The sequence below is a fragment of the Mumia xiangluensis genome, from assembly GCF_010994095.1.
GTDB classification, from domain to species: Bacteria; Actinomycetota; Actinomycetes; order Propionibacteriales; family Nocardioidaceae; genus Mumia; species Mumia xiangluensis.
In genome coordinates this window covers 323442-346233 of the sequence record NZ_WJYO01000005.1, presented here as the reverse complement: position 1 = coordinate 346233, position 22792 = coordinate 323442, and the positions used below count along the sequence as shown (strand labels likewise).

The 22792-nt window shown below is 69.7% G+C and carries 21 protein-coding genes; 7 read left to right on the top strand and 14 right to left on the bottom strand.

What is annotated here, in order from left to right; translation table 11 throughout:
* The first annotated feature begins 24 nt into the window (after positions 1 to 24).
* Positions 25 to 2418 (top strand): LuxR C-terminal-related transcriptional regulator, encoded by a 2394-nt coding sequence (locus GH747_RS17070; RefSeq protein ID WP_163695718.1) that lies wholly within the window; start codon positions 25 to 27, stop codon positions 2416 to 2418.
* A gap of 7 nt (positions 2419 to 2425) precedes the next feature.
* Here the strand turns inward: GH747_RS17070 and miaB are convergent, their stop codons facing one another.
* Both miaB and GH747_RS17060 read right to left on the bottom strand, forming a co-directional pair.
* The gene (gene miaB, locus GH747_RS17065; RefSeq protein ID WP_149770818.1) at positions 2426 to 3925 is read right to left on the bottom strand and encodes a tRNA (N6-isopentenyl adenosine(37)-C2)-methylthiotransferase MiaB; all 1500 of its coding nucleotides are present in this window, start codon (positions 3923 to 3925) and stop codon (positions 2426 to 2428) included.
* A 44-nt stretch (positions 3926 to 3969) separates the two neighbouring features.
* Positions 3970 to 4665, bottom strand: coding sequence for a haloacid dehalogenase type II (locus GH747_RS17060; protein ID WP_149770817.1), 696 nt, complete (start codon positions 4663 to 4665; stop codon positions 3970 to 3972).
* Positions 4666 to 4801: 136 nt separating this feature from the next.
* On the opposite strand from GH747_RS17060, the gene GH747_RS17055 reads away from it, so the two are divergent.
* The gene (locus GH747_RS17055) at positions 4802 to 5278 is read left to right on the top strand and encodes a hypothetical protein (protein WP_149770816.1); all 477 of its coding nucleotides are present in this window, start codon (positions 4802 to 4804) and stop codon (positions 5276 to 5278) included.
* 124 nt (positions 5279 to 5402) lie between these two features.
* Here GH747_RS17055 and GH747_RS17050 read toward each other — a convergent pair whose 3' ends face one another.
* Positions 5403 to 5945: a hypothetical protein gene (locus GH747_RS17050; protein ID WP_163695715.1), complete on the bottom strand. Its 543-nt coding sequence runs from the start codon at positions 5943 to 5945 to the stop codon at positions 5403 to 5405.
* 332 nt (positions 5946 to 6277) lie between these two features.
* Here GH747_RS17050 and GH747_RS17045 point away from each other — a divergent pair, with 332 nt between their 5' ends.
* The 4 genes from GH747_RS17045 (at position 6278) to GH747_RS17030 (ending at position 9643) form a co-directional block, all read left to right on the top strand.
* Complete coding sequence (locus GH747_RS17045) at positions 6278 to 7006, top strand: amino acid ABC transporter ATP-binding protein (RefSeq protein ID WP_149770935.1); 729 nt, start codon at positions 6278 to 6280, stop codon at positions 7004 to 7006.
* Between the two features lie 95 nt (positions 7007 to 7101).
* A complete protein-coding gene (locus GH747_RS17040) occupies positions 7102 to 8016 on the top strand; it encodes a glutamate ABC transporter substrate-binding protein (protein ID WP_149770814.1) in 915 nt (304 codons plus the stop codon).
* An 83-nt stretch (positions 8017 to 8099) separates the two neighbouring features.
* A complete protein-coding gene (locus tag GH747_RS17035; protein ID WP_149770813.1) occupies positions 8100 to 8753 on the top strand; it encodes an amino acid ABC transporter permease in 654 nt (217 codons plus the stop codon).
* Positions 8750 to 9643, top strand: coding sequence for an amino acid ABC transporter permease (locus tag GH747_RS17030; protein WP_149770812.1), 894 nt, complete (start codon positions 8750 to 8752; stop codon positions 9641 to 9643). The genes GH747_RS17035 and GH747_RS17030 overlap by 4 nt, the downstream gene beginning before the upstream one ends.
* Positions 9644 to 9656: 13 nt before the next feature.
* Here the strand turns inward: GH747_RS17030 and GH747_RS17025 are convergent, their stop codons facing one another.
* From GH747_RS17025 to GH747_RS17015, 3 genes are all read right to left on the bottom strand, one after another.
* Positions 9657 to 9977, bottom strand: coding sequence for a hypothetical protein (locus GH747_RS17025; protein WP_149770811.1), 321 nt, complete (start codon positions 9975 to 9977; stop codon positions 9657 to 9659).
* A gap of 229 nt (positions 9978 to 10206) precedes the next feature.
* A complete protein-coding gene (locus tag GH747_RS17020) occupies positions 10207 to 10671 on the bottom strand; it encodes a hotdog fold domain-containing protein (RefSeq protein WP_149770810.1) in 465 nt (154 codons plus the stop codon).
* 22 nt (positions 10672 to 10693) lie between these two features.
* Positions 10694 to 11254 carry a GNAT family N-acetyltransferase gene (locus GH747_RS17015; protein ID WP_149770809.1) on the bottom strand — a complete coding sequence of 187 codons (561 nt, stop codon included), beginning with the start codon at positions 11252 to 11254 and terminating at the stop codon, positions 10694 to 10696.
* Positions 11255 to 11305: 51 nt separating this feature from the next.
* Between GH747_RS17015 and GH747_RS17010 the strand changes: the two genes are divergently transcribed.
* Positions 11306 to 12739, top strand: coding sequence for a CapA family protein (locus GH747_RS17010; RefSeq protein ID WP_149770808.1), 1434 nt, complete (start codon positions 11306 to 11308; stop codon positions 12737 to 12739).
* Here GH747_RS17010 and GH747_RS17005 read toward each other — a convergent pair.
* The 8 genes from GH747_RS17005 to GH747_RS16970 form a co-directional block, all read right to left on the bottom strand.
* Complete coding sequence (locus GH747_RS17005; RefSeq protein WP_228552964.1) at positions 12651 to 13859, bottom strand: M28 family metallopeptidase; 1209 nt, start codon at positions 13857 to 13859, stop codon at positions 12651 to 12653. The two genes, GH747_RS17010 and GH747_RS17005, sit on opposite strands and share 89 nt — an antisense overlap.
* Before the next feature lie 32 nt (positions 13860 to 13891).
* Entirely contained in the window at positions 13892 to 14473 is a 582-nt protein-coding gene (locus GH747_RS17000; RefSeq protein ID WP_149770807.1) for a regulatory protein RecX, read from the bottom strand.
* 2 nt (positions 14474 to 14475) lie between these two features.
* Entirely contained in the window at positions 14476 to 15582 is a 1107-nt protein-coding gene (gene recA / locus GH747_RS16995; protein ID WP_149770806.1) for a recombinase RecA, read from the bottom strand.
* 195 nt (positions 15583 to 15777) lie between these two features.
* On the bottom strand, positions 15778 to 18042 hold the full coding sequence (locus tag GH747_RS16990; RefSeq protein WP_149770805.1) for a catalase: 2265 nt from the start codon (positions 18040 to 18042) through the stop codon (positions 15778 to 15780).
* 111 nt (positions 18043 to 18153) lie between these two features.
* The gene (locus tag GH747_RS16985) at positions 18154 to 19386 is read right to left on the bottom strand and encodes a fibronectin type III domain-containing protein (protein ID WP_149770804.1); all 1233 of its coding nucleotides are present in this window, start codon (positions 19384 to 19386) and stop codon (positions 18154 to 18156) included.
* Positions 19387 to 19446: 60 nt separating this feature from the next.
* Positions 19447 to 20262 (bottom strand): S-methyl-5'-thioadenosine phosphorylase, encoded by an 816-nt coding sequence (locus GH747_RS16980; protein ID WP_149770803.1) that lies wholly within the window; start codon positions 20260 to 20262, stop codon positions 19447 to 19449.
* A 33-nt stretch (positions 20263 to 20295) separates the two neighbouring features.
* A complete protein-coding gene (locus GH747_RS16975; protein WP_149770802.1) occupies positions 20296 to 20490 on the bottom strand; it encodes a DUF3046 domain-containing protein in 195 nt (64 codons plus the stop codon).
* Positions 20487 to 22721, bottom strand: a complete 2235-nt coding sequence (locus GH747_RS16970) for an MMPL family transporter (protein WP_149770801.1) — start codon at positions 22719 to 22721, stop codon at positions 20487 to 20489. Before GH747_RS16970 ends, GH747_RS16975 begins: the two co-directional genes overlap by 4 nt.
* Between the last annotated feature and the right edge of the window lie 71 nt (positions 22722 to 22792).

Genomic DNA, 22792 nt, shown 5'->3' with positions numbered 1-22792 from the left:
AGACGGCGATGGTTGGATTCGGGTGTGAAGGCGCACCGGGCGCGCAACCCGCAGGCGGCGACCAGCTTCGGCCGCGACGATGACGTCGACGCCGTCGTCGCCCTCGTGCGTGCGGGCACGCGGCTGGTCACGCTGACCGGGCGCGCGGGGGTCGGCAAGACGCATCTCGCGTACCGAGTCGCCGACACCCTCGCCGAGGATCCCGGCGGGACCGTCGCCGTCGTCCACCTGGCCGAGGTCGTCGCGCCGGAGCGCGTGCTCCTCGAGATAGCAGTCGCCCTCGATGTGGTGGGGCTTCCCCGGACGGACCTCACCGAGGCGATCGTGGCGCGCATCGGCGACACGGGCGGGCTCCTAGTGCTCGACAACCTGGAGCACGTGCTGCCTGCCACGGCCGACATCGCTCGCCTGCTCGACCACGTCCCCGCGCTGTCGGTGCTCGCCACCAGCCAGACCTCGACCCGGTTGGATGCCGAGAAGGTGCTGGTCGTGCGACCGCTGCCCGCCGACGCCTGCGTGGACCTGTACGCCGCGCGTGCCGCCGCGATCGACAGCAGGTTCACGCTGGACGATCCCGAGTCGGTCGCGACGTTGTGCGATGCCCTCGAGGGTCTGCCGCTCGCGATCGAGCTGGCAGCGGCACGCAGTGCTGCGCTTCCCGCCGCCGAGCTGCTGCGCCTCTTCCAGGACCGCCCGCTGGACGTCCTCGCGAGCCGCCGGGTCGACGTCGCCGAACGCCATCGCGGCCTGCACAGCGCGATCGCGTGGACCTACGACCGCCTGACCTCGTCGCAGCAGCGGCTGTTGCGACGCATCTCCGTGGCTCCGACGACCGTGACCATCGAGGACGTCGAGGCTCTCGCGGACTCCGACGGCGAGACAGCGATCGACGAGCTGTCCGCACTGGTCGACTACCACCTCGCCGACCTGGTCCGCGGCACCGCTCCCGCCCGGTACGCCCTTCCGTCCTCGATCCGCGCCTTCGCCCTCGCCGAGCTGCGCGCCCATGACGAGCACGACGAAGCCGTCGCGGCCTACGTCGCGTGGCTCGGTCGTTGGGCACGGGACAAGGTCGTCGAAGCGACCACGCTCGACGAGGCCGCAACCCTCAAGGAGATCGGCGCGGCCACCGAGACTCTCGTCCAGGGTGCCCGCACGGCACTCGCGCTCGGCGCGGTCGCCGATGCTGTCGACATCACCCTTGCGGCGGCATTGCGGTGGGCGCACGCGGGCTACCACCACTCTCACCAACGACTGCTGGGCGACGTGCTGCGCGAGGCCGCCGATCTCCGTACCGGCGCCCGGTCACGGCTGACGGCGCTCCATGCCCTCATGCTCTTCCACGCCGGCGATCCGACGGTCGCCCCCCGCATCAAGGCACTCCTCGACGAGGCGGAGGACTCCGGCCGTGCGGTGACCGACGACAACGCGGTCCTGGAGGCGCACAGCTCGCGAGCGCTGACCAGCCCGCTCACCGGCGACTTCCCCGGCGTCATGCGGGCCGTGTCGGAGGGGCTCCCGCTGGCGATGCGGACGGGCAACGACCACTGGATCGCGCGCTTCGAGCTCCTCGCCGCTGCCGGCAACCGGCTCGCCGGCGATGACGAGCAGGCGATCGCTCTGGCCACTAGCGCGTACGCCCGCGCGAAACGTACGGGCTACGGTGCGGCCCTCGTCGCGGGCGGAGCGATCCTGCGCCCGATGGCGCTGAGCCACCCAGAGCTCGGGGTGGGCCTGCGCTCGACCGCGGAGGACCTCGTGCTCGCACGGGAGATCGAGCTGCCCTGGTACGAGCTGGCACTGCCGCCGATCATCGCACTCGAGGCGCTCGATGCCGGGGAGCTCGACTCCGCCCGGGAGTCCCTGATCGAGGCGCTCACGCTGGTTCGTGGCTCAGGCACGCCCACGCTCGTCGGGTACGCGTTGGTCGCCGCCTCTGAAGTTGCTGCGGCCGCCGGGGAACCAGAGCTTGCGCTCATGCTCGACGCGGCCGTCGAGCCGTTCCGCAGCGTCGTCATCGCGAACTCCTCGCGGGAGCGCGCTGAACGGCACGCCTCGACGATGGAACGCTGCCGCGCCGAGCTTGGCCCCGAGGCAGGTGCCGCCACGGCAGCCGGCTCGCACCTCATGCTCGAGAACGCAGTCCAGATCGCGCTCTCCGCGCTCGCTGCACCCGGACGGGAGCGGAAGGCTCCTCAGCACCGACTCCACTCAGCCGACCCTCTCACCGAGCGGCAGATGGAGGTGCTGCTGCTCCTCGCGACCGGGCTCTCCAACAAGGAGATCTCGGCGCGGCTGTTCATCGCCGAGAAGACGACGATGCATCACTGCGCGGCGATCTACCAGGCACTCGGCGTCCGTGGCCGCACCGAGGCCGTCGTCTGGGCAGCCCAGCACGGGATGATCAGCCCCACGTAGCACCCCCTCAGCAGGCGCAGGCGGGCCCGTCGGTGACCGGGAGCGGCGCCGGCGCTCCGACGCTCGGCATGCCGAGCCCCACCCCGACCGGCGCGGGCGCGGCGTTGCGTACCTCCCACGCGTCGCCCGCGCGCGTACGCCGGACCGCGAGCGGCTGGCCGTCGGCCATCAGGTGGTGCGGCGCGGCCGTGGTGACCACGGTCGTGACCATGTCGCCGGGGCGGACGTCGATGCCCTCAGGGCGCGCGAAGTGCACGAGGCGGTTGTCGCGCGCACGTCCGGTGAGGCGGTGCGTGGCCTCGTCCTTCTTGCCACCGCGGCCGTCGGCGACGAGGAGCTCGACCGTGGAGCCGACGAGGGCCTGGTTCTCGTCCCACGCGATCTGGTTGACGAGCGCGACCAGGCGGTCGTACCGGTCCTGGACGACCGCCTTCGGCAGCTGCTCGTCGTACGTGGCCGCAGGCGTGCCGGGGCGGGGTGAGTACTGGAAGGTGTACGCCGACGTGAAGCGCGCCTGGCGTACGACGTCCATCGTCTCGAGGAAGTCCTCCTCGGTCTCGCCGGGGAAGCCGATGATGATGTCGGTCGTGATCGCGGCGTCAGGCATCGCGACGCGGACGCGGTCGATGATGCCGAGGTAGCGGTCCTTGCGGTACGACCGGCGCATCGCCTTCAGCACGCGATCGGACCCGGACTGCAGCGGCATGTGCAGCTGGGGCATCACGTTCGGCGTCTCGGCCATGGCGGCGATGACGTCGTCGGAGAACGCGGCCGGGTGCGGCGAGGTGAACCGGACCCGCTCCAGCCCCTCGATCTCCCCGCACGCCCTTAGGAGCTTGCCGAACGCGTACTTGTCGCCGAACTCGACGCCGTACGAGTTGACGTTCTGGCCGAGCAGCGTGACCTCGACGACGCCCTCGGCGACCAGCGCCTCGATCTCGGCGAGGATCTCGCCGGGGCGGCGGTCCTTCTCCTTGCCGCGCAGGCTCGGGACGATGCAGAACGTGCAGGTGTTGTTGCAGCCGACGCTGATGGAGACCCAGGCGGCGAACGCCGACTCGCGCTTGGTCGGGAGGGTCGACGGGAACACCTCGAGCGACTCGAGGATCTCGACCTGGCTCTCCTCCTGCACCCGCGCGCGGTCGAGCAGGGCTGGCAGGGAGCCGATGTTGTGGGTGCCGAAGACGACGTCGACGTACGGGGCGCGCTTGGTGATCGTGTCGCGGTCCTTCTGGGCGAGGCAGCCGCCGACGGCGATCTGCATGCCGGGATTCTCGCGCTTGATGCTGGCGATGTGGCCGAGCGTGCCGTACAGGCGGTTGTCGGCGTTCTCGCGGACGGCGCACGTGTTGAACACGACCACGTCGGCGGGCTTCTCGGTCTTGGCCGGTGCGGCGACATAGCCGGCGTCCTCGAGCAGGCCCGACAGGCGCTCGGAGTCGTGCACGTTCATCTGGCAGCCGTAGGTGCGCACTTCGTACGTCTTCGGCACAGTCGTCTTCGTCATAGCCCTCCCAGGGTACGGGGCGGGTTGGACGGCGTGAATCCGTGTCACTCGCTCGTCGTGAGCGCGGCGATGAGACCGTCGAGCCCGTCGAACTGCCCGTCGAAGACATCCGCGCTGGACGGCGGGTCGCCGACCGGGCGGCGGACGTACGCCGTACGCATGCCGGTCGCCTGCGCTCCCCTGAGATCCCAGGCGTGCGCGGCCACCATGAGGATGCGCTCCGGCGGACATCCGGCGGTGTCGATGGCGAGCTGGTAGACCTCTCGGGCGGGTTTGTACGCGTCGACCGCCTCGGCGGACAGCGCCTGGTGCCACCGGAGTCCCGCGTGAGCGTTGAGCCGCAGGAGCGCGGTACGGCTCGCGTTGGAGAGTCCGATCACGGGGAGGTGCCGGGAGAGTCGGTCGAGGCCGGCGACGGAGTCGGGCCACGCGGGCAGGCGCTGACTCGCTGTCGCCAATCGCGCGATGGCCGAAGGGTCGGTGAGCCCGGCACGGTCGGCCACACGTCGAGCTGCCTCACCGTCGACGATCGCGGTGCTCGCGTACGGGCGGAGGCCGTCCGTGATGCGCTGCTGCGCGTGCTCCACGTGGTCCTGCCAGACACCGAGCAGCTCCTCGACGGCCGCCGCGTCCGCCTCGGGCACCGCCTCGCTGATCCCCGTACGGAGGCCGCTGGGTTCGTCGACCAGCGTCCCGAGGACGTCGAAGACCACCGCGTCGATGTCACGGATCTCGCTCATGCACTCCCCTGTCGATCGGTCGGACCCGATCCCCAGGGCCGGCGCTGCCAAGTTCTCACGACTACCCCGACCGCCGCCTCCCCTCCACCCGCCGTGATCCACATCCGGGAGCGACGGGACTGCGCAAGAATGCGTCGTGCCTCGCATCCGCCGAACTGCGGTGGTCCTTTCCGGCGTCATCGCGCTCGTCCTCGTCGCCGCCGCGACCTACGCGTTCGCCGGCCGCCAGACCGCCGACGTCGCCGTGCCGCCCGACGACGCCACACCCGAGCAGGTCGTCGCCGCGTTCCTCGACGCGCTCGACGCTAGGGACTGCGACACCGCAGCCGCGCTGTGGGCGACCGAGACGGCCGACGGTGGTGAGCCGTCGTGGTGCGGCGACGTCGCCCCGTTGGACAGCATCGAGATCCAGGACCACTCCCTGGAGTCTCCGGCAGACTCGGGCCACGACCCCGGGGACCAGGTCGCCTGGGTGGACGTCACCTTCACACTCGACTGGCGGGCGTTCGGGAGCGACGGGTCCATGCCTGAAGGCGCGAACGACTGGGGATACCTCCTCGTACGGTCGTCCCCCGACGATCCGTGGCGGATCACCGACCAAGGCCACGTCTGACGGCCGACACGCTCGGGGTGCGCCAGGTCGTGCCCCCCGGCGACCGGAGGAGGCTCCGATCACCGAGGAGCATGACTGGCGCAACTGCGAAATCAAGCGCGCGGACGACGGCCAGCGGGAGTCGTCAGCTCCATGGCCACGGGTACTGGCCGGACCAGATCAAGTCGCACCCTTCGCCGTTGAATCCAATGGCGGAGGAACCGTTGAGCGCCAGGCAGACCTGGTTCCCGAAGCGCATGTCAGAAAGACTTTCCGACCCCGAGACCATGCGGATTCCTGCTGAGATCCGCAAAAGCCCCTTCTCCGGAAGGTCCTTGTTACAGGTCCCGGTCCTGTAGGGGACCTTGCTGCCGCCGGTATAGATGCAGATCCCTCGGCGCGATACCGCCGCTCCCTCACTGGGGCGAAATTCCCATTTCATCACGACAGCGTGCCCGTCGGCCTTACCGTCCGCCACGGCCATGTAATCACCAGCAAGGATGAAGCACGCCGTCGCGTGTGCCTCCCATTCGTTGAGGCCCCCGTGCCATGCACTCAAACCCAAGGCGCATCTCGCCAACGTTGGGCTTTCGCTCGAATCCTGCTTGACGGCGTAGTTGACCTCCCATGCCGGGGCGGCTTCCGCCCGGAACGGCAGCGCGAGGAGACCTACGACCGCTGCCAGCATGACTGCTATTCGGACTGAGATGTGGCGTTCCACGTGTCCTCCAATTCGGGTGGGGTTCGAGCCACCAAGCCCGTGCTTGTGGCGGAACCTCGGTTCTGGTGCCGGAAACATCCCACACACCGGGGTCAGCGAGGCCCGATACCGACACCGGAGCCTTCTGGGCCGCAACCAATCGCGCGGTCACGTTCTGACAACAACCCCCGGGCGAGTGCGTGCCTGGCTAGCACCGGAGTGTCGTTCCCCTTAGGTTTTTTCACATGTCGGATGACTCGTACGACTCGGTCACGCCTGCGCCGACAGGCTCGGGCAGCTCGACCGCCACCGCCGCCACGATGGTCGCCATGGACGATGTCCAGAAGTGGTTCGGCGAGCTGCACGTCCTCAAGGACATCAACCTCCACGTCAAGCCGGGCGAGGTCGTGGTCGTCATCGGCCCGTCCGGTTCGGGCAAGTCGACGCTCTGCAGAGCGATCAACCGGCTCGAGCCGATCGACCAGGGCACCATCGCGATCGACGGCGCCCTCCTTCCCGAGGAGGGCCGCAAACTTGCCCAGCTGCGTGCCGACGTCGGCATGGTGTTCCAGTCGTTCAACCTCTTCGCGCACAAGACCGTCCTCGAGAACGTCATGCTCGGGCCGATCAAGGTCCGCAAGAAGTCGAAGGCCGACGCCGAGAAGCGCGCGATGGAGCTGCTCAAGCGCGTCGGCGTCGACTCGCAGGCCAACAAGTACCCTGCCCAGCTGTCGGGCGGGCAGCAGCAGCGCGTGGCGATCGCCCGAGCACTCGCGATGGACCCGAAGGTCATGCTCTTCGACGAGCCGACCTCCGCGCTCGATCCCGAGATGATCAAGGAGGTGCTCGACACGATGGTCGCGCTGGCCAAGGCCGGCATGACGATGGTCGTCGTCACCCACGAGATGGGCTTCGCCCGTACGGCTGCGGACCGCGTCGTCTTCATGTCCGACGGCCAGATCCTCGAGGAGAACACTCCCCAGGAGTTCTTCGACCACCCTGAGACCGACCGTGCGAAGGACTTCCTCGCGAAGATCCTCAAGCACTGACCCCTCGCACCACCTCTGCACCACCGAACGCAGCACCGATCCAAACCGATGGCGGAGCCGCACCCGCGGCGCTCGTGAAGGCAAAGGGAGAAGTCATGAAGATCCGAAGGACCAAGATCGCTGTCGTCGCCGCGGCGGCAGCCCTCGCGCTCGCCGGATGTGGCGATGCGGGCAGCGACGACGACGGCGGTGACGGCGACGGCGGCGGCGGCGGCTTCAGCCCCGAGGTCGTGGAGAACGCCGCCGACGAGTTCGACGACGGCACCCGGATGAAGGAGATCGCCGAGGCGGGCACCGTCAAGATCGGCGTGAAGTTCGATCAGCCTGGCATCGGCTTCAAGGCCGCCGGGGCGGACGCTCCCGAGGGCTTCGACCCGAACATGGGCCAGATCCTCGCCGCGAAGCTCGGCATCGCACCCGACAAGATCGAGTGGGTCGAGACCATCTCCGACAACCGCGAGCCGTTCCTCCAGAACAGCACCGTCGACTTCGTGATCGCCTCGTACTCGATCACCGACGAGCGTCGCCAGGTTGTCGGCCAGGCTGGGCCTTACTACGTCACGGGCCAGCAGTTGCTCGTGCAGGAGTCGAACACTGACATCAACGGCCCGGACGACCTCGCGGGCAAGAAGGTCTGCTCGGTGACTGGCTCGACGTCGATCGCCACCGTCGAGGAGAAGTACGGCGCAACCCCGGCCGGCTTCGACACCTACTCGCAGTGCGTCGATCAGCTCAAGACCGGCTCGGTGGATGCCGTCACCACCGACGGCGCGATCCTTGCGGGCTACGCGGCGCAGGACCCGGGCACGACGAAGGTCGTGGGCGATCCGTTCTCCGAGGAGCGCTACGGCATCGGCTACAACAAGGACTCGGCCGAGCTCTGCGAGTTCATCAACGACACGCTCGAGGGCGCGTTCGAGGACGGCGACTGGGAGGCCGCATTCGACGACACGCTCGGCAAGTCCGGCATCGACACGCCGGACCAGCCGACGGTCGATCCCTGCCCCTGACCCATCACCACTGACGGGGTCGGCCTACGGGTCGGCCCCGTCTGACGGGCCTGTTCAACTACGACCCCTGTGAGGAGGTGCACGTGGATGCCTTGACCGAGAACTGGGACCTCATCCTCTCTGGATTCGGATGGACCCTTCGACTTCTCGCCGCAAGCGCGGTGATCGCCTTGATCGTCGGCACGATCATCGCCGTCTTCCGCGTCAGTCCCGTGCCGGTGCTGCGAAGCATTGCAGCCGTCTACGTGACGATCTTCCGCAACTCGCCGCTCCTGGTCCTGTTGCTGATCACGTTCTTCGGCCTCCCGCAGATCGGGATCACGTTCAACAACGACATCTTCATCAAGACTGTCAGCACCATGGGGCTCTACACCGCGGCCTTCGTCGCCGAGAGCCTCCGGTCGGGAATCAACGGCATCCCCTTAGGGCAGGCCGAAGCGGCCCGCTCGCTCGGCTTCGGGTTCGGGCAGACCATGACGCAAGTCGTGCTCCCCCAGGCGTTTCGCAACGTGGTCCCGCCGCTGGCAAGCGTCTTGATCGCCCTTACGAAGAACACCTCGATCGCGATGGCGTTCGGCAGCCTCGAACTCACCTTCCGGTCGAAGCAGCTACTCAACGAGTACGCCACCGACCGCATCATCATCTTCGTCGCGATCGCCATCTGCTACATCGTGATCGTCGAGTTCATCTCGTTCGGCGCTGCCATGCTCGAGCGCCGCTGGAGGGCAGAGCGATGAGCACCGTCCTGTATGACAACCCGGGGCCACGCGCACGCTTCGTCAATCGCATCGTCGGCATCGTCACAGTGCTGCTGGTGCTCGTCGGGATCTTCTGGACAATCCGGCTGCTGAACCAGAACGGCCAGCTGGAGGGCGATCTGTGGGAGCCGTTCGTCACACCGACCTACATGGAGCTGATCGGACGCGCGCTCCTCGAGACCTTGAAGGCCGCGGCCTTCGCGATCGCGGGCGCGGTTGTCTTCGGCGTGATCTTCGGCATCGGCAAGCTCTCGGAGCATGCGTGGATCCGATGGCCGTCCTGGCTGGTTGTCGAGTTCTTCCGTGCCGTGCCGCTGCTGATGCTCATCATCTTCATCTGGACACTGAATGGGCTGCAGCTCGACAAGTCGTTCCAGTCACTGGTCATCGGCCTCGTGCTCTACAACGGATCGGTGCTCGCCGAGGTCTTCCGCGCTGGCATCAACGCGCTTCCGAAGGGGCAGTCTGAGGCGGCGTACGCACTCGGTATGCGCAAGTACCAGGTGATGACGTCGGTCCTGCTCCCCCAAGCGGTCAAGATCATGTTGCCGTCGATCATCAGTCAGTGCATCGTCGCGCTGAAAGACACGTCGCTCGGCTACACGATCCTCGCCCCGGGACTCACCACGGAGATGAAGAGCATCTGGCTAACGTTCCAGAACCAGCTTCCGGCGACACTCGTGCTGCTGATGCTCTACCTCGTCGTGAACCTGATCCTCGAGGTGCTCGCACGCTGGGCGCAGAAGAAGTTCAGTGGCGGGCACAAGTTGAACCTCACTGCTGTCGGTGTCCTCGGCGAGACCGAGGAGGAGATCTCGGCCGAGCGTGTCCGGACGACACACAGCGGACAGGGCGGCGGCGTGTACTAGTCCGGTCGCTCCCTCAGCGCACGTAGACGCTGCCGTCGAAGTTGAGCATCCCCGCCGACTCCAGCCCGATGGTGGTCTCGCTGTTCTCGTCGTCGTCGGCGTGGGTCTCCACGTCGACGGCGGCGATCTCAGCCAGCGGGATCGCGTGCACCTGCGCCGTACGGATGCCGTTGCCCGAGCGATCGGTGAGCATGCCGTCCTCGAGGAAGAGGAAGCCGTCGCGCACCCCGAGGATCCGTGCGTAGTCGTGCACGTCGCGGCTGCCGCCGACGCGGCGTACGGATAGGGTGCAGTAGGCGTTGGCGTCGCTGGTCACGGGCACAGTGCTGGTCACGCGGGCAAGTGTCGCATCCTCTGCTGCGGCAAGCGTCGCATCCTCCGGTGGTTGAGCGTCGCATCCTCCGCCGCGGGCAAGCGTCGCATCCTCCGCCGCGGGCAAGCGTCGTACCCTCCGCCGCGGGCAAGCGTCGTACCCTCCGCCGCGGGCAAGCGTCGTACCCTCCGCTGCGGGCAAGCGTCGTACCCTCCGCTGGTTGAGCGAGCGAAGCGAGTCGAAACCCCGATCAGCGGCTGGGAACGGGCGTGACCCACAGGTGGATGACACCTTCGACCACGCGAGTGCCGTCGTCGCGCGTCGCATGGACCGTGACGTCGACCTCCGGCGCGTTGGCCCAGTCGGCCTCGGTGGTCTCCGCGACACAGACGAGGTCGCTGGTCGACTTCGCGAGGTAGGCGACGTCCATGCCCTTCGGGAGCCAGCGGTAGCCCTTCGGGACGGTCGCCTCGGCGAGCAGCCCCATCGCGGCCTCGAGGCCGTTGCAGACCGCGATCGCGTGCACGGTGCCGATGTGGTTCTGGACGCCCCACCGCTTGGGGAGGACGAGCTCGGCCCGGTGCGGACGCATCTCGCGGACCCGCGGGCGCACCGTACGGAAGTAGGGAGCCTTGAGCGAGAAGGCGAGACCGAAGAGCCGGTCGCCCAGTGGCAGGGCCGAGATGCGCTTGTACAGGGCGAGCGTCTGGTTCATGGACGGGACACTAGCAGGTTTGTTACTCATGGGTAACCGTGGTCTCGAGGTGATCTCGAGAAGCCCGGCACACGATCTCGGCGTACTCCTCCCCCGGCATCTGGATCCACTGCCGCTGCTCGAACCCGAGCTTGTCGAGCACCCGCAGCGACGCCGCGTTCCGAGCGTCGGGACAGGCCACGAACCACGGCGCGTCGGGATGCGCGGGGAGTACGACGTCGCGAAGGTACGCGGCCAGCATCCGCGTGCCGAGCCCGCGCCCGACCTCGCTCGGATCGCCGATCAGGTAGTCGAACCCGACAGCACCGGGCAGCTGCACGCGCACGGCCAGGTCGTCGTCGGAGTCGACCGGGTAGTCCTGGAGCGAGCCGACCAGTCGGCCGTCGACCTCGACCACCCACATCCGGGTCGGATCGCCGCCTCGCAAGCGTGCGCCGTACCGCGCTCGTGCGTCCGCGACATCGACCGGTGGGTCGCGAAACCACGTCAGGACGTGCGGCTCGTGGCGCCACGCGACGAGCAGCCCGAGATCGTCCTCGCGCATCAGGCGGAACGCGATCGAGTCGTCTCCCCTCATCGTCATGGCCAGAGGCTAACCGCGTGCCTGCGCCCGGGTCGCGTCTAACCTCAAGAGATGGGACGCACCGCGCTCCTTCTTGCCGCCGGCATCCTCCTCGCCGGCTGCACGTCTCCGTCCTCGCCGGCCGACCCCGCCTCGCCGGGCGAGCCGACCTCGCCTGCGGCCTCGCCGTCGACCGAGCCGTCAGCGCCCGTCGAGCCTGCCGAGACCCCGGCCGACGAGACCGCTCGCGTCCTCGTCACCCACCACCACTCCCCCTTGCGGGTCCTCTCGACAGACGGCGCCGTACGGCTCCTCGGGTCGGGATCGCTGTCCGGGCTGCGCCTGGTCACCGACCGCTCCGACGTCCCGTCCGCCGAACGCCTCGCCGATGCCCAGGCAGTCATCGCACGTGTGGGACGCGACCCTGATCTGATCGGGTACGTGCCCGCGGCGGCCGTCGACGAGACGGTCCGCGCCGTCCGGGTGGGCAGCATCGACCCCATGCGCAACCCGGCGGCGTATCCGCTGCGCTCCGCCGCACCTGTGCCTGAGCCGGACATCGTGACGCTCGCGATCACCGGCGACATCATGCTCGGCCGCCGGGTCGGTGCGTACCTAGACAGAGTCGGTGACCCGACCGCAGTGTTCCGTGGGTTCGCCGAACGTCTTGCTGGTGCCGACATCGCCGTCGGCAATCTCGAGTCGACGCTCTCGCAGCGCGGCTCGCCGACACAGGGCGGTGACTCGTTCGGTGCTGACCCGTCGGTGAGGCGCGGGCTGCGCGCCGCAGGCTTCGACGTCATCGGACTCGCGAACAACCACCTGGGCGACTTCGGCCCACGAGCGATGCGCGACACGTTCGCGCGCCTGCGCGCCGGTGGGCTGCCGTACGTCGGCGCAGGGCTCGACCGCGCGGAGGCCGAGCGCCCGCTCGTCGTGACCCGCGGCGACACGACGGTCGGGTTCATCGCGGTGGACTCCATCGGGGAGACACCGGCGGCTTCCGCCTCGACGCCGGGGACGAACCGGCTCGACATGCCTCCGCGCACGGGCCCGATGGACGAAGCACGGTTGGCGCGGCTCGAGCAGCAGGTGCGGGAGCTCGCCGCGGAGGTCGACACGGTGGTGGTGATGACGCACTGGGGCACGCAGTACACGAACGTGCCGGAGGCGTCCCAGCGTCGGGTGGCGCGGGTCGTCGCCCGAGCCGGAGCCGATGTCGTGGTCGGCGGCCACCCGCACTGGCTGCAGGGGCTCGAGCAGGTCGGGGACACGCTCGTCGTGCACTCGCTCGGCAACTTCGTCTTCGACATGGACTTCCAGCAACGGACGCGGGAGGGGGCCGTACTGGAACTCGTGCTGTGGGACGGCGTGGTGAAGGCCGCGCGACTGGTCCCGTACGTGATCGACGACCGCTTCACGCCACGACCGGCGCGGGCAGGTCGAGCCCAACGCGTCCTCGCCACTGCGTGGGAGACCAGCCGGGGCCCGTACGCGATTCCCTGACCCGCCCCGTCCCCGACTTGTGGACTTTGACAAAGAATCGGGCGCCTGATTCCTTGTCAAAGTCCACAAATCGGGGACGAAGCGGGGGCTGCTGCAGCCAGCGCCAGGTGACGGTGGCGACCCAGCGGAGCTGCCGATCATCGACGACGCGAGGCCGATCGGCCGCGGAGTGGTAGCCCGCGTACGGGATGCTCCCCAGCCGCGCCGCAGGAACGTCCGCCTTCTCGTACGACCAGTGGTCGCTGGCGCGGTTCTCGCATGTCGTCGTGGGGATCCCGCCGGCGGCCGCGACCAGCTCGCGGACCACCTGCCCGTCGCTCGTGCCGCCGTCGCACACTGGCACCGACGAGCCGCGTACGCCGACCCGGTCGAGCGACACCATGGCCCGGAGCGCCCGGCGCTCGGCAGCTGACATCTCCGCCACCCGGTGCTGCGAGCCGAAGTGGTGAAGGTCGTCGCCCGGACCACGTGGCTCCTCCGCGCCGAACGCAATGAAGCGCACCGGCAACCGCGTCCCGTACGACGCCGCCAACCGCCCCAGCTCCCGGACCACCGCGACTCCCGACGCGTTGTCCTCAGCCCCCGGCGACACGGCCACCGTGTCCAGATGCGCGCCGACGACGAGGTGTGGGCGAGACGGGTCGAATTCCGGCGGATCCGCGATCACGTTCATCGACCGTCCGGCGCGAACGGGCACTCCCCACGAGTCCCCACCCGGGACACGGAACGCCTCCTGCGACACGGTGTAGCCCAAGCCGCGCATCTCGTCGCCGAACCACGCCGCGGCCTCGCCATACGCCGGTGCCGTGGCCAGGCGCGGTCCGATCACGCCCGCGAGGTGGCGTACGGCAGCCCGCATTGCGACGACGTCGGCGGCCGGAGCCTCGGGCTTCGGCGGGTCGGTCGCGGGAGCACCGGTGCCGGGCTCACCCGGCGTTGCTGTGTCCTCGGGTGCGACGGACCCTGGAGCGCCGCCGCTCGTCGGAGCGCCGCCGCTCGTAGCGCTCTCCGCGGACGTCGCCGGGGCCGGCCCGGCCGAGGTCGGCTCACCCTGAGGCCCGCTCCCGCTGCACGCACTCAGGAGGAGCAGGCACGAGACACCGGCGAGGACTCCGTGCACTCCCCCATGCTGGCACGCGTGGGACGAGGGCGTCAGGCGTCGTCGTCCCAGTCGTCCGCGTCGAACGGATCCTCGGCGGCGCCGACCTCCTCGCGGACGATCCGGTAGGCAAGGCCCGGCCCGTATCCCTTGCGTCCCAGCGCGCCGACGAGCCGGCGGATCTTCACCTGCTCGTCGACGTTGCGCATCGCCCGCAGCTTCTTGCGGACGACGGCCCGAGCCGCCGCCTCCTCCGACTCCGGGTCGATGGTGTCGATCGTGTCGCGCACGATCTCGTCGTCGATGCCCTTGCGACGGAGCTCGAGTGCGAGGGCGCGACCGGCGAGGCCGCGCGTCTGCTGCCGGGAACGCACCCAGAGCTGCGCGAACTCCTCGTCATCGACGAGACCTACCGCTTCGAACCGGTCGAGCATCTGCTCGGCGATCTCGTCAGGAACGTTGCGGCGGGCGAGCTGAGCTGCGAGCTCGGCGCGTGAGCGAGGCTGCTCGGCCAGACGGTCGAGGAGGATCTTGCGGGCAACGGCCTCGTGGTCCGGCTCCGGACCGAGGTCGCGCTCCGCGTCGGGCTCGGGATCCCGGCGTCGCCAGGATCCCGAGCGCTGCGTGCGAGCCATCCTCAGAAGTCGACCGTGGCCTTCTCGGCCTTGGCGCCCTTGGCCGCTCCAGCAGCCGCGGGCGTCACCGCAGGCTCAGCCGGCTCGTCGACCGCGGCACCGATGCCGAGGTGCTCCATGATGCGCTTCTCGAGCTCGTTGGCGAGGTCGGGGTTGTCGCGCAGGAAGTTGCGGGCGTTCTCCTTGCCCTGGCCGAGCTGGTCGCCCTCGTACGTGTACCAGGCGCCGGCCTTGCGGACGAAGCCCGCATCGACGCCGACGTCGAGGAGGCTGCCCTCGCGGCTGATGCCCTGGCCGTACATGATGTCGAACTCGGCCTGCTTGAACGGCGGGGCCATCTTGTTCTTGACGACCTTGCAGCGGGTGCGGTTGCCGACCATGTCGGTGCCGTCCTTGAGCGTCTCGATGCGGCGGACGTCGAGACGGACCGAGGCGTAGAACTTGAGCGCCTTGCCGCCGGTCGTGGTCTCCGGCGAGCCGAACATGACGCCGATCTTCTCGCGGAGCTGGTTGATGAAGATCGCGGTCGTGCCTGCGCCGTGGAGCGCACCGGTGAGCTTGCGCAGCGCCTGGCTCATGAGGCGCGCCTGCAGACCGACGTGGCTGTCGCCCATCTCGCCCTCGATCTCGGCGCGGGGCACGAGCGCCGCGACGGAGTCGATGACGATGATGTCGAGCGCGCCCGACCGGATCAGCATGTCGGCGATCTCCAGCGCCTGCTCACCGGAGTCCGGCTGCGACACGAGGAGCGCGTCGGTGTCGACGCCGAGGGCCTTCGCGTACTCAGGGTCCAGCGCGTGCTCGGCGTCGATGAACGCCGCGATGCCGCCGGCGCGCTGGGCGTTGGCCACCGCGTGCAGGGCGACCGTCGTCTTGCCGGAGGACTCCGGCCCGTAGATCTCGACGATGCGGCCACGCGGGAGCCCGCCGATGCCGAGAGCGATGTCCAGCGAGGTCGCCCCGGTGGGGATGACCTCGATCGGGATCTTGCCGCGCTCACCGAGGCGCATCACCGATCCCTTGCCGTGCGAACGCTCGATCTGCGCCATCGCGGCGTCGAGTGCCTTGTCGCGGTCCTTCGGTGCGCCCTTGCCCGGGTCAGCAGCCATCAGCGTGGTCCCTTCACATCTCTTGTGTCCGCCGGTCGTCTACGACGGTAGGGACCGGCACCGACACTTCGTGCGCGTGGCGCGAGGTGCTGGGGAAACCGGGCCCGTCCGTCGACCTGGGGATGACACTAGTCCGAACACGTGTTCGATGCGACTACCGACACGCCGCGTGTCGTAGGAATGCGTCGAGGAGGGTCACGAAGAGACGGGATCCCCACCGAACCGGTCCCACACCCGGTGCAGCGCCATCTCCTCCTGCACCTGAGCGAGCACCGCGGCACCGTCATCGCCGCGGACGATCCCGAGGCCACCGCTGCAACCAGCGGCGTCGAGGGCGGCACCACCGTCGTCCCAGGCACCGATGACCTTGGCGTGCCGGAAGCACTCCTCGATCAACAGCACCACCCGCGGGTCGAGCTCGGTCGCGTCTGCTGCGCCGGCCTTCGCGTCGCGCAGCGGGAGCGCGTCCGGCGCCGGGACCGGGCACCCGGCGACCAGGAGGACGTCGAACTCCACCGACCGAGCAGTCGCGAACGTGCGCTGCACGGTGATGCCCTCACCCACCGTCCCACCGTGCGGGGCGATCACGAGCGGCACCATCCCCGCCGCCAAGACCGCCGTACGGACGTCCTCCACATCGGAGAGGTCCCCGTCAGGATCGACGACGATGCCGACCGTACGACCGTCGGGCGGCCACGCCTCGCCGACCTGCGACAAGGCAGGGCTGGGCTCGGGATCGACCAGCGCGATCGTCGGCGCCGGCACCGGCAGGCCGAGGCCCGTGGCGACCTCCTCGCAGAGCACGGGGTCGATGTTCGCGAGGCACTGGAGCTGGCGCTCCTTGATCACCTGCTCGTAGCACTTGCCCAGCTCGAAGGTGTACGCACGGACGATGTGCTCCTGCTCCACTCCCGACATGCTCAGCCAGAACAGCCTCGCCTGGCTGAAGTGGTCGTCGTACGACGCGGGTTGCGCGCGTACCTTCGTGCCTTCGGCGACCCGTACGGCGAGGTGCTCGAAGGATCCGTCGACGTCGGCACCGGCGTGGAACGGGCACCCGCCGTCGAGCGAGTTCGGACGGTACGGCGCCACGCCGGCGTGCACCGCGTGCTGGTGGAAGCCGTCGCGGAGCATGTCGTTGACCTCGGTGTGCGGCCGGTTGACGGGCAGCTGGTTGAAGTTCGGGCCACCGAGCCTGGTCAGCTGCGTGTCGACGTAGGAGAAGAGGCGCGCCTGGACCAGCGGGTCGTCGGTGGCGTCGATCCCGGGTACGAGATGGCCCACGTGGAAGGCGATCTGCTCGACCTCCGCGAAGAAGTTGGTCGGGTTCGCGGTGAGCACCATCAGGCCCACTGGCTGCACCGGCGCCAGCTCTTCCGGCACCATCTTCGTCGGGTCGAGCAGGTCGATGCCCTCGAACATCTGCTCCGGGTTGTCCGGGAAGACCTGCAGACCCAGCTCCCACGCGGGGTAGGCGCCCGCCTCGATCGCGTCGTACAGGTCGCGGCGGTGGAAGTCCGGGTCGACCCCGCTGATCAGCTGTGCCTCCTCCCAGGTCACGGAGTGGACGCCGAGCTGCGGCTTCCAGTGGAACTTCACCAGGGAGGTCTCCCCCGCCGCATTCTCGACGCGGAACGTGTGGACGCCGAACCCCTCCATCATCCGGTAGGACCGCGGGATCCCCCGGTCGGACATGTTCCACATCGTGTGGTGCTGCGCCTCGGTGTGCAGGGACACGAAGTCCCAGAACGTGTCGTGAGCGCTCTGCGCCTGTGGGATCTCGCGGTCCGGGTGCGGCTTTCCGGCGTGGATGACGTCGGGGAACTTGATGCCGTCCTGGATGAAGAACACCGGGATGTTGTTGCCGACGAGGTCGAAGTTGCCGTCGTCGGTGTAGAACTTGGTCGCGAATCCGCGGGTGTCCCGCACGGTGTCCGCCGAGCCGCGCGACCCCAGGACGGTCGAGAAGCGGACGAAGGTCGGCGTCTCGGCGCCCTCGCGCAGGAACGCCGCCCGGCAGACCGGGTCCGCGGTGCCGTAGCCGACGAACACGCCGTGCGCACCGGCGCCCCGTGCGTGAACGACGCGCTCCGGGATGCGCTCGTGGTCGAAGTGGGTGATCTTCTCGCGGAGGTGGTGGTCCTGGAGCAGCGTCGGGCCGCGCTCTCCGGCCTTGAGCGAGTGGTCGGTGTCGCGAAGCCGTACCCCGCTCGAGGTCGTCAGGTAGGTCTCCTTCTGCGCCCGGGCGCTCACCGGCGCACCGGTCTCCACGCCGGTGGCGGTGCGGGTGGCCGGCGCGCTCTGGTCGCGCTTGGGCGGCAACGGCTCGCGCGGCTCGGTCGGCTCGTCGAGGCTCACGGGCTCCGGGCCCGGCGCGCCGGGGATCGGGGGCTCGTCGGCACTGGCAAGACCATTCACGATCCGGTCGAAGGTCTCTTTGGCGAGCTGCTTGAGATCCATGTCGTTCCTTCGGTCGTCAGGGGGCTCGTGCCTTGTCGCACGTACTGTCAGGTACCCCTCTGCCGCGCGAGCACGCGGCCGACTGCCGACAATTGGAACTCCGAGCACCCGTCAGCGGCGCGCCTTGACCCTGACCGCCTTGCTGGGTGCGCCCGTCCCGGCCTTGGAGAGGGCGACCACGCGACACGAGTACGCGCGACCCGGCTTGAGCCTGGTCACGACGACGCGGCGCTTGGCCGGCCCGACCTTGGCGCGACGCACGTGTGCACCACGGGTCGCCTTGCAGGTGACCCGGTAGCCTCGCACCGCCGCTCCACGGGCCGTCGCCTTCCGGAAGCGCACGACGGCCTTGCGCGACGTCGTACGCGCTGCCCTCACCTTCGTCGGGCGTGTCGGCGTGATCGTCCCGCGCCGCACGAACAGGCGTCGGTGCGAGAACGTCATGCCGTCGATCACGATCCGCAACCGGCCGCCGACGTGCGCCACCGTGGTCGTCGCGCCGGCGGCGCCGCTGACCGTCACGCCGGCCGGAGTCAGCGTCGCCGGGTCAGGGACTCCGTACGCCGCCCGCAGGAACGCGTGCGGGATGCTCAGCTCGGTGCGCCCCCGCACCACTGTCACGCCGTCCTCCCGGTAGTGGCGGTTGGCGAGGTCGATGCGCAGCATGTCGGCGCCGGTGCTCGGGTCGACGACCACGGCGGGAGGCATGCTGGCAGCGGCGGCGTTGGTGAAGAAGTCCATCCCGTACGCGGCCGCCCGTTGCACCGGGTCGGTCCACTGGCCGAAGTCCGACAGGTCCAGCGACCAGGCCGCGTCCCACTCGTGGTTGTCGATCGGGTCGGGGTCGGCAGCCCACTCCGGGCACCTCCACGGCCAGGCGGACATGTCGCACTGGCCGGAGATCGTGACCGGCCGCAGCGACACCGTGATGCGGTGACCCGTGCCGGTCACGCTCCGGCTCACCACTGCATCGCGGGCGTACCCCGCGACAGACCGTGGCACGATCGCGCCGGTCTCGAGCGTCACCGTCCACCGGTCGGCGAGCGCCGGGGCACCGAGGTCGAAGCTCCCTGCGCGAAGCGCGTGCAGCATGAGCACGTGTGCGCCCTCGATCTCGGCCCGTTTCGCCGAGATCTGCCACGTCGGGTCCCCCACCGGGACGACGACCCCGTTGCGCGTGACGGCTCCGAGGCAGGGCCGGCCCGCGCCGGGAGACCCGCACCGTGGGAGGTCCGTGGTGGGGAGGGGGTCCGCAGCTGCGGGACCCGCAGGCACCACCGCGAGGAGCGCCGCAACCACGGTCGCCACGGCCGCGAGCGCGATCGACTTCGAAGACGTCGTCATGAGCGGCGAGCGTAGCGGCGGGAGCGGGCCGCTCGGGCGCTGTTTGCGCGCGGGTGCTCCCTACGGCAGCGCGAACGGCAGGTCAAGACCGTCGAGCGCGTGCGGGCAGTCGCAGGCGCGGTCGGTGCCGAGGGTGCCGACGACGTCCCGCAGCGCGTCGCGGAGCCCGCCGAGGTGCTCGGCGAACACGCGCAGCACCTCCTGGTGGCTGACGGCCTCGGCCGCCTCCACGCCGGCGTCGAGGTCGGTCACGAGGGCGACCGTGGCGTAGCAGAGCGCGAGCTCGCGGGCGAGGATCGCCTCCGGGTGACCGGTCATGCCGATCACTGACCAACCCTCGCGGGAGTACCACTGCGACTCTGCACGGGTCGAGAACCGTGGCCCGTCGATGACGACGAGCGTGCCGCCGTCGACGGCCTCGCCGGGTGCACCGTCGATCAGTGCCGAGCGCAGGCGGGGGCAGTACGGGTCGGCGAACGAGACGTGCACTGCGCCGTGGTCGTAGTAGGTCTGCGTGCGCGTGGTCGTCCGGTCGACCAGCTGGTCCGGGACCACGAGCGTCCCGGGGCCGAGCTCGGGCTGCAGCCCGCCGACCGCGCACGGCGCCAGCACCTGGCGTACGCCGAGGCTCCGCAGCGCCCACAGGTTGGCGCGGTACGGGACGGAGTGTGCCGGGAAGCGGTGGCCCTGCCCGTGCCGCGGGAGGAACGCCACCGCCCGGGGACCGTCCTCCGTCGGCACCGTGCCGACCGCGACGGGCGCGGACGGCGGGCCGTACGGGGTGTCGACCTCGACCTCACGGACGTCGTCGAGGAAGGTGTAGAAGCCGGTCCCGCCGATGACGGCGACCTCGGGCGTGGACTGTACGGCGCTCATGCTGGCGAGTCTGCCAGCATGAGCGCCGCCGCGTCAGCGCTCGGACTGCGGCAGGTCGAGCGCCTCCCACACCGCGCGCCACACCGTCTTCGGGGCCTCTCCGGCGTCCAGCGCCTCGGAGACCGTGCGGCCGTCGAGCTCGCTCAGGACCTGCTGATCGGCCCACACCGGCGCGTATCCCGCGCCGAGGTGCTGGTCCATGCGCTCCCAGAGCTCGCTGTGCCTCACCGGGCCAGTATGCGGGAGCGCTCCTCGTCGCCGCCCTCGGCACCGTCGCCGCTGACGACGGCAGCCGGCTCAGAGGCGCCCTCGCGCACGCCGTACCGCTCCCACCACCGGCGCATCGGCCCCGGCGCCCACCAGTTCCAGCGGCCGAGCAGCTTCATCGTCGACGGCACCATCACCAGTCGGACCAGCGTGGCGTCGAGGAGCAGCGCGACGAGCATCCCGACGCCGAGCATCTTCATGAAGACGATCCCCGACGTCGCGAACGCACCGATCACGACGGCCAGCAGCAGTGCGGCGCTCGTGATGATGCGCCCGGTCTTCTGGACCCCGGTGGCGACCGCGACCTCGTTGTCGCCCGTAGCGTCCCACTGCTCACGGATCCGCGACAGCAGGAACACCTCGTAGTCCATGGACAGCCCGAAGAGGATCGCGAACATCAGGATCGGCTGCGTCCCGTCGAGGTAGCCGAGCGAGGTGAACCCGAGCAGGCCCTCGAGGTGTCCGTCGGCGAAGATCCAGGTCACGACGCCGAATGCGGCGGTGATCGAGACGATGTTGACGAGCACCGCCTTGATCGGCAGCACGACCGAGCCGAAGGCGACGAACAGCAGGACCAGCATCGCCACCACGATCAGCCCGACCATCAGCGGCAACCGGTCGGCGATCGTGTCGAGCATGTCGACCGTCTCCGCCGAGGTGCCCCCGATGTAGGCGTCGGCGGGTGCGTCCACGGCGCGCAGGTCGCGCACCAGGTCTCGCGACTCCCCGCTCTGGGCGGACCCGTCCCACACCACGTCGATCAACGTGCCGGGCTCGGCGGCACCCCCGTCGGCCGCCGAGCCCGCCCCGTCGCTGGTGCTCGCGACCGGCTGCACCTGGGTCACACCGTCGACGTTGCTCAGGGCGGCCACGTACGAGGCGACGTCCGCCTCGTCCTCGGTCGCGAGGAACACCTCGGCCTGCGACGTCGCTCCCCCGAAGTCGGACTCGAGCTTCTCGGTCGCCACCCGCGACGGCGCGTCCGCCGGCAGGACCCGGTGGTCGACCCCGCCCCACGCGACGTTGAGGAACGGGCTGGCCAGCCCGAGCAGGACGCCGGTGACGAGCACCAGGCTCACGACCGGACGTGCCATCACGGCGTGCGCGAACCGCGCCCATCCCTGGGACGGACGACGGGCACGGCGCCGCCACGGCATCGCGCCGGCCTCGATGCGGCGGCCGAGAACCGCGAGCGTCGCCGGGAGGACGGTCAGCGCCGCCACCATGGCGACGAGCACGGCCGCCACCCCGCCGTACGCCATGGATCGCAGGAACGACTGCGGGAAGACGAGCATCGCGGAGAGCGCGACGGCGACGGTGATGCCGGAGAAGAGGACCGTACGGCCTGCGGTCCGCATCGTGGCCGCGACGGCCTCGCGGACGCTGTCGCGGTCGTCGCCGCGGACGGCCAGCTCGTCACGGAACCTGCTCACCACGAACAGCGCGTAGTCGATCGCGAGCCCGAGACCGAGCAGCGTGATGATGTTGATCGCGAACACCGACACGTCGGTGACGGTGGTGAGCAGCCTCACCACGGCCAGGGCTCCGAGCACGGCGACGACCCCGATACCGACCGGCATGAGGGCAGCGACCACGGACCCGAACACCACCAGGCTCAGCAGCAGCACAAGAGGCATCGACAGCATCTCGGCGCGCGCGATGTCCTCGGACACGTTGGTGTTGACGTCGTCGAAGACCGCCCACTGCCCTGCCACGTCGACGTCGACGGTCCCGTCCTCGACGGCCGCGGTGTCGAGCGTCGGCCGCACCTCGTCGTACGCCTCCATCTGGGCGTCCTGGCCGTCGCCGGCGAGCGTGATCACGACGCTCGTGGCGTGCCGGTCGGCGGAGACCAGCGACTCGGTGCCGGGCGGGCCGTAGGCGACGACGTGCTCCACCGCATCGGCCGGCAGCCCTGCGACGACCTCGGCGACAGCGGCGCGGAACGGCGCGTCGTCGACGGTCATGTCCTTGCTCTCGTACACCGCGATCACGTCCGCGCCGTGCCGGCCGACGTTGTCCTCGATGAGCTGCGAGGCAGCGTACGACTCGCTGCCCGGGTCGTCGAAGCCTCCGTCGCTCAGGGCGCCGAAGACACCCGTCCCGTACGCCCCGGCAGCCAGGACGACCAGCAGCCCCAGCGAGAGCACCCATCGTGCGCGTCGTGCGACGAAGCGTCCCCAGCGTTCCATCGTTCTTCCCCCGTCATGTGAGTGAATGCCGTTCACAGGTGTTAACACTGTTCACCGCTAACGGTGTTTAC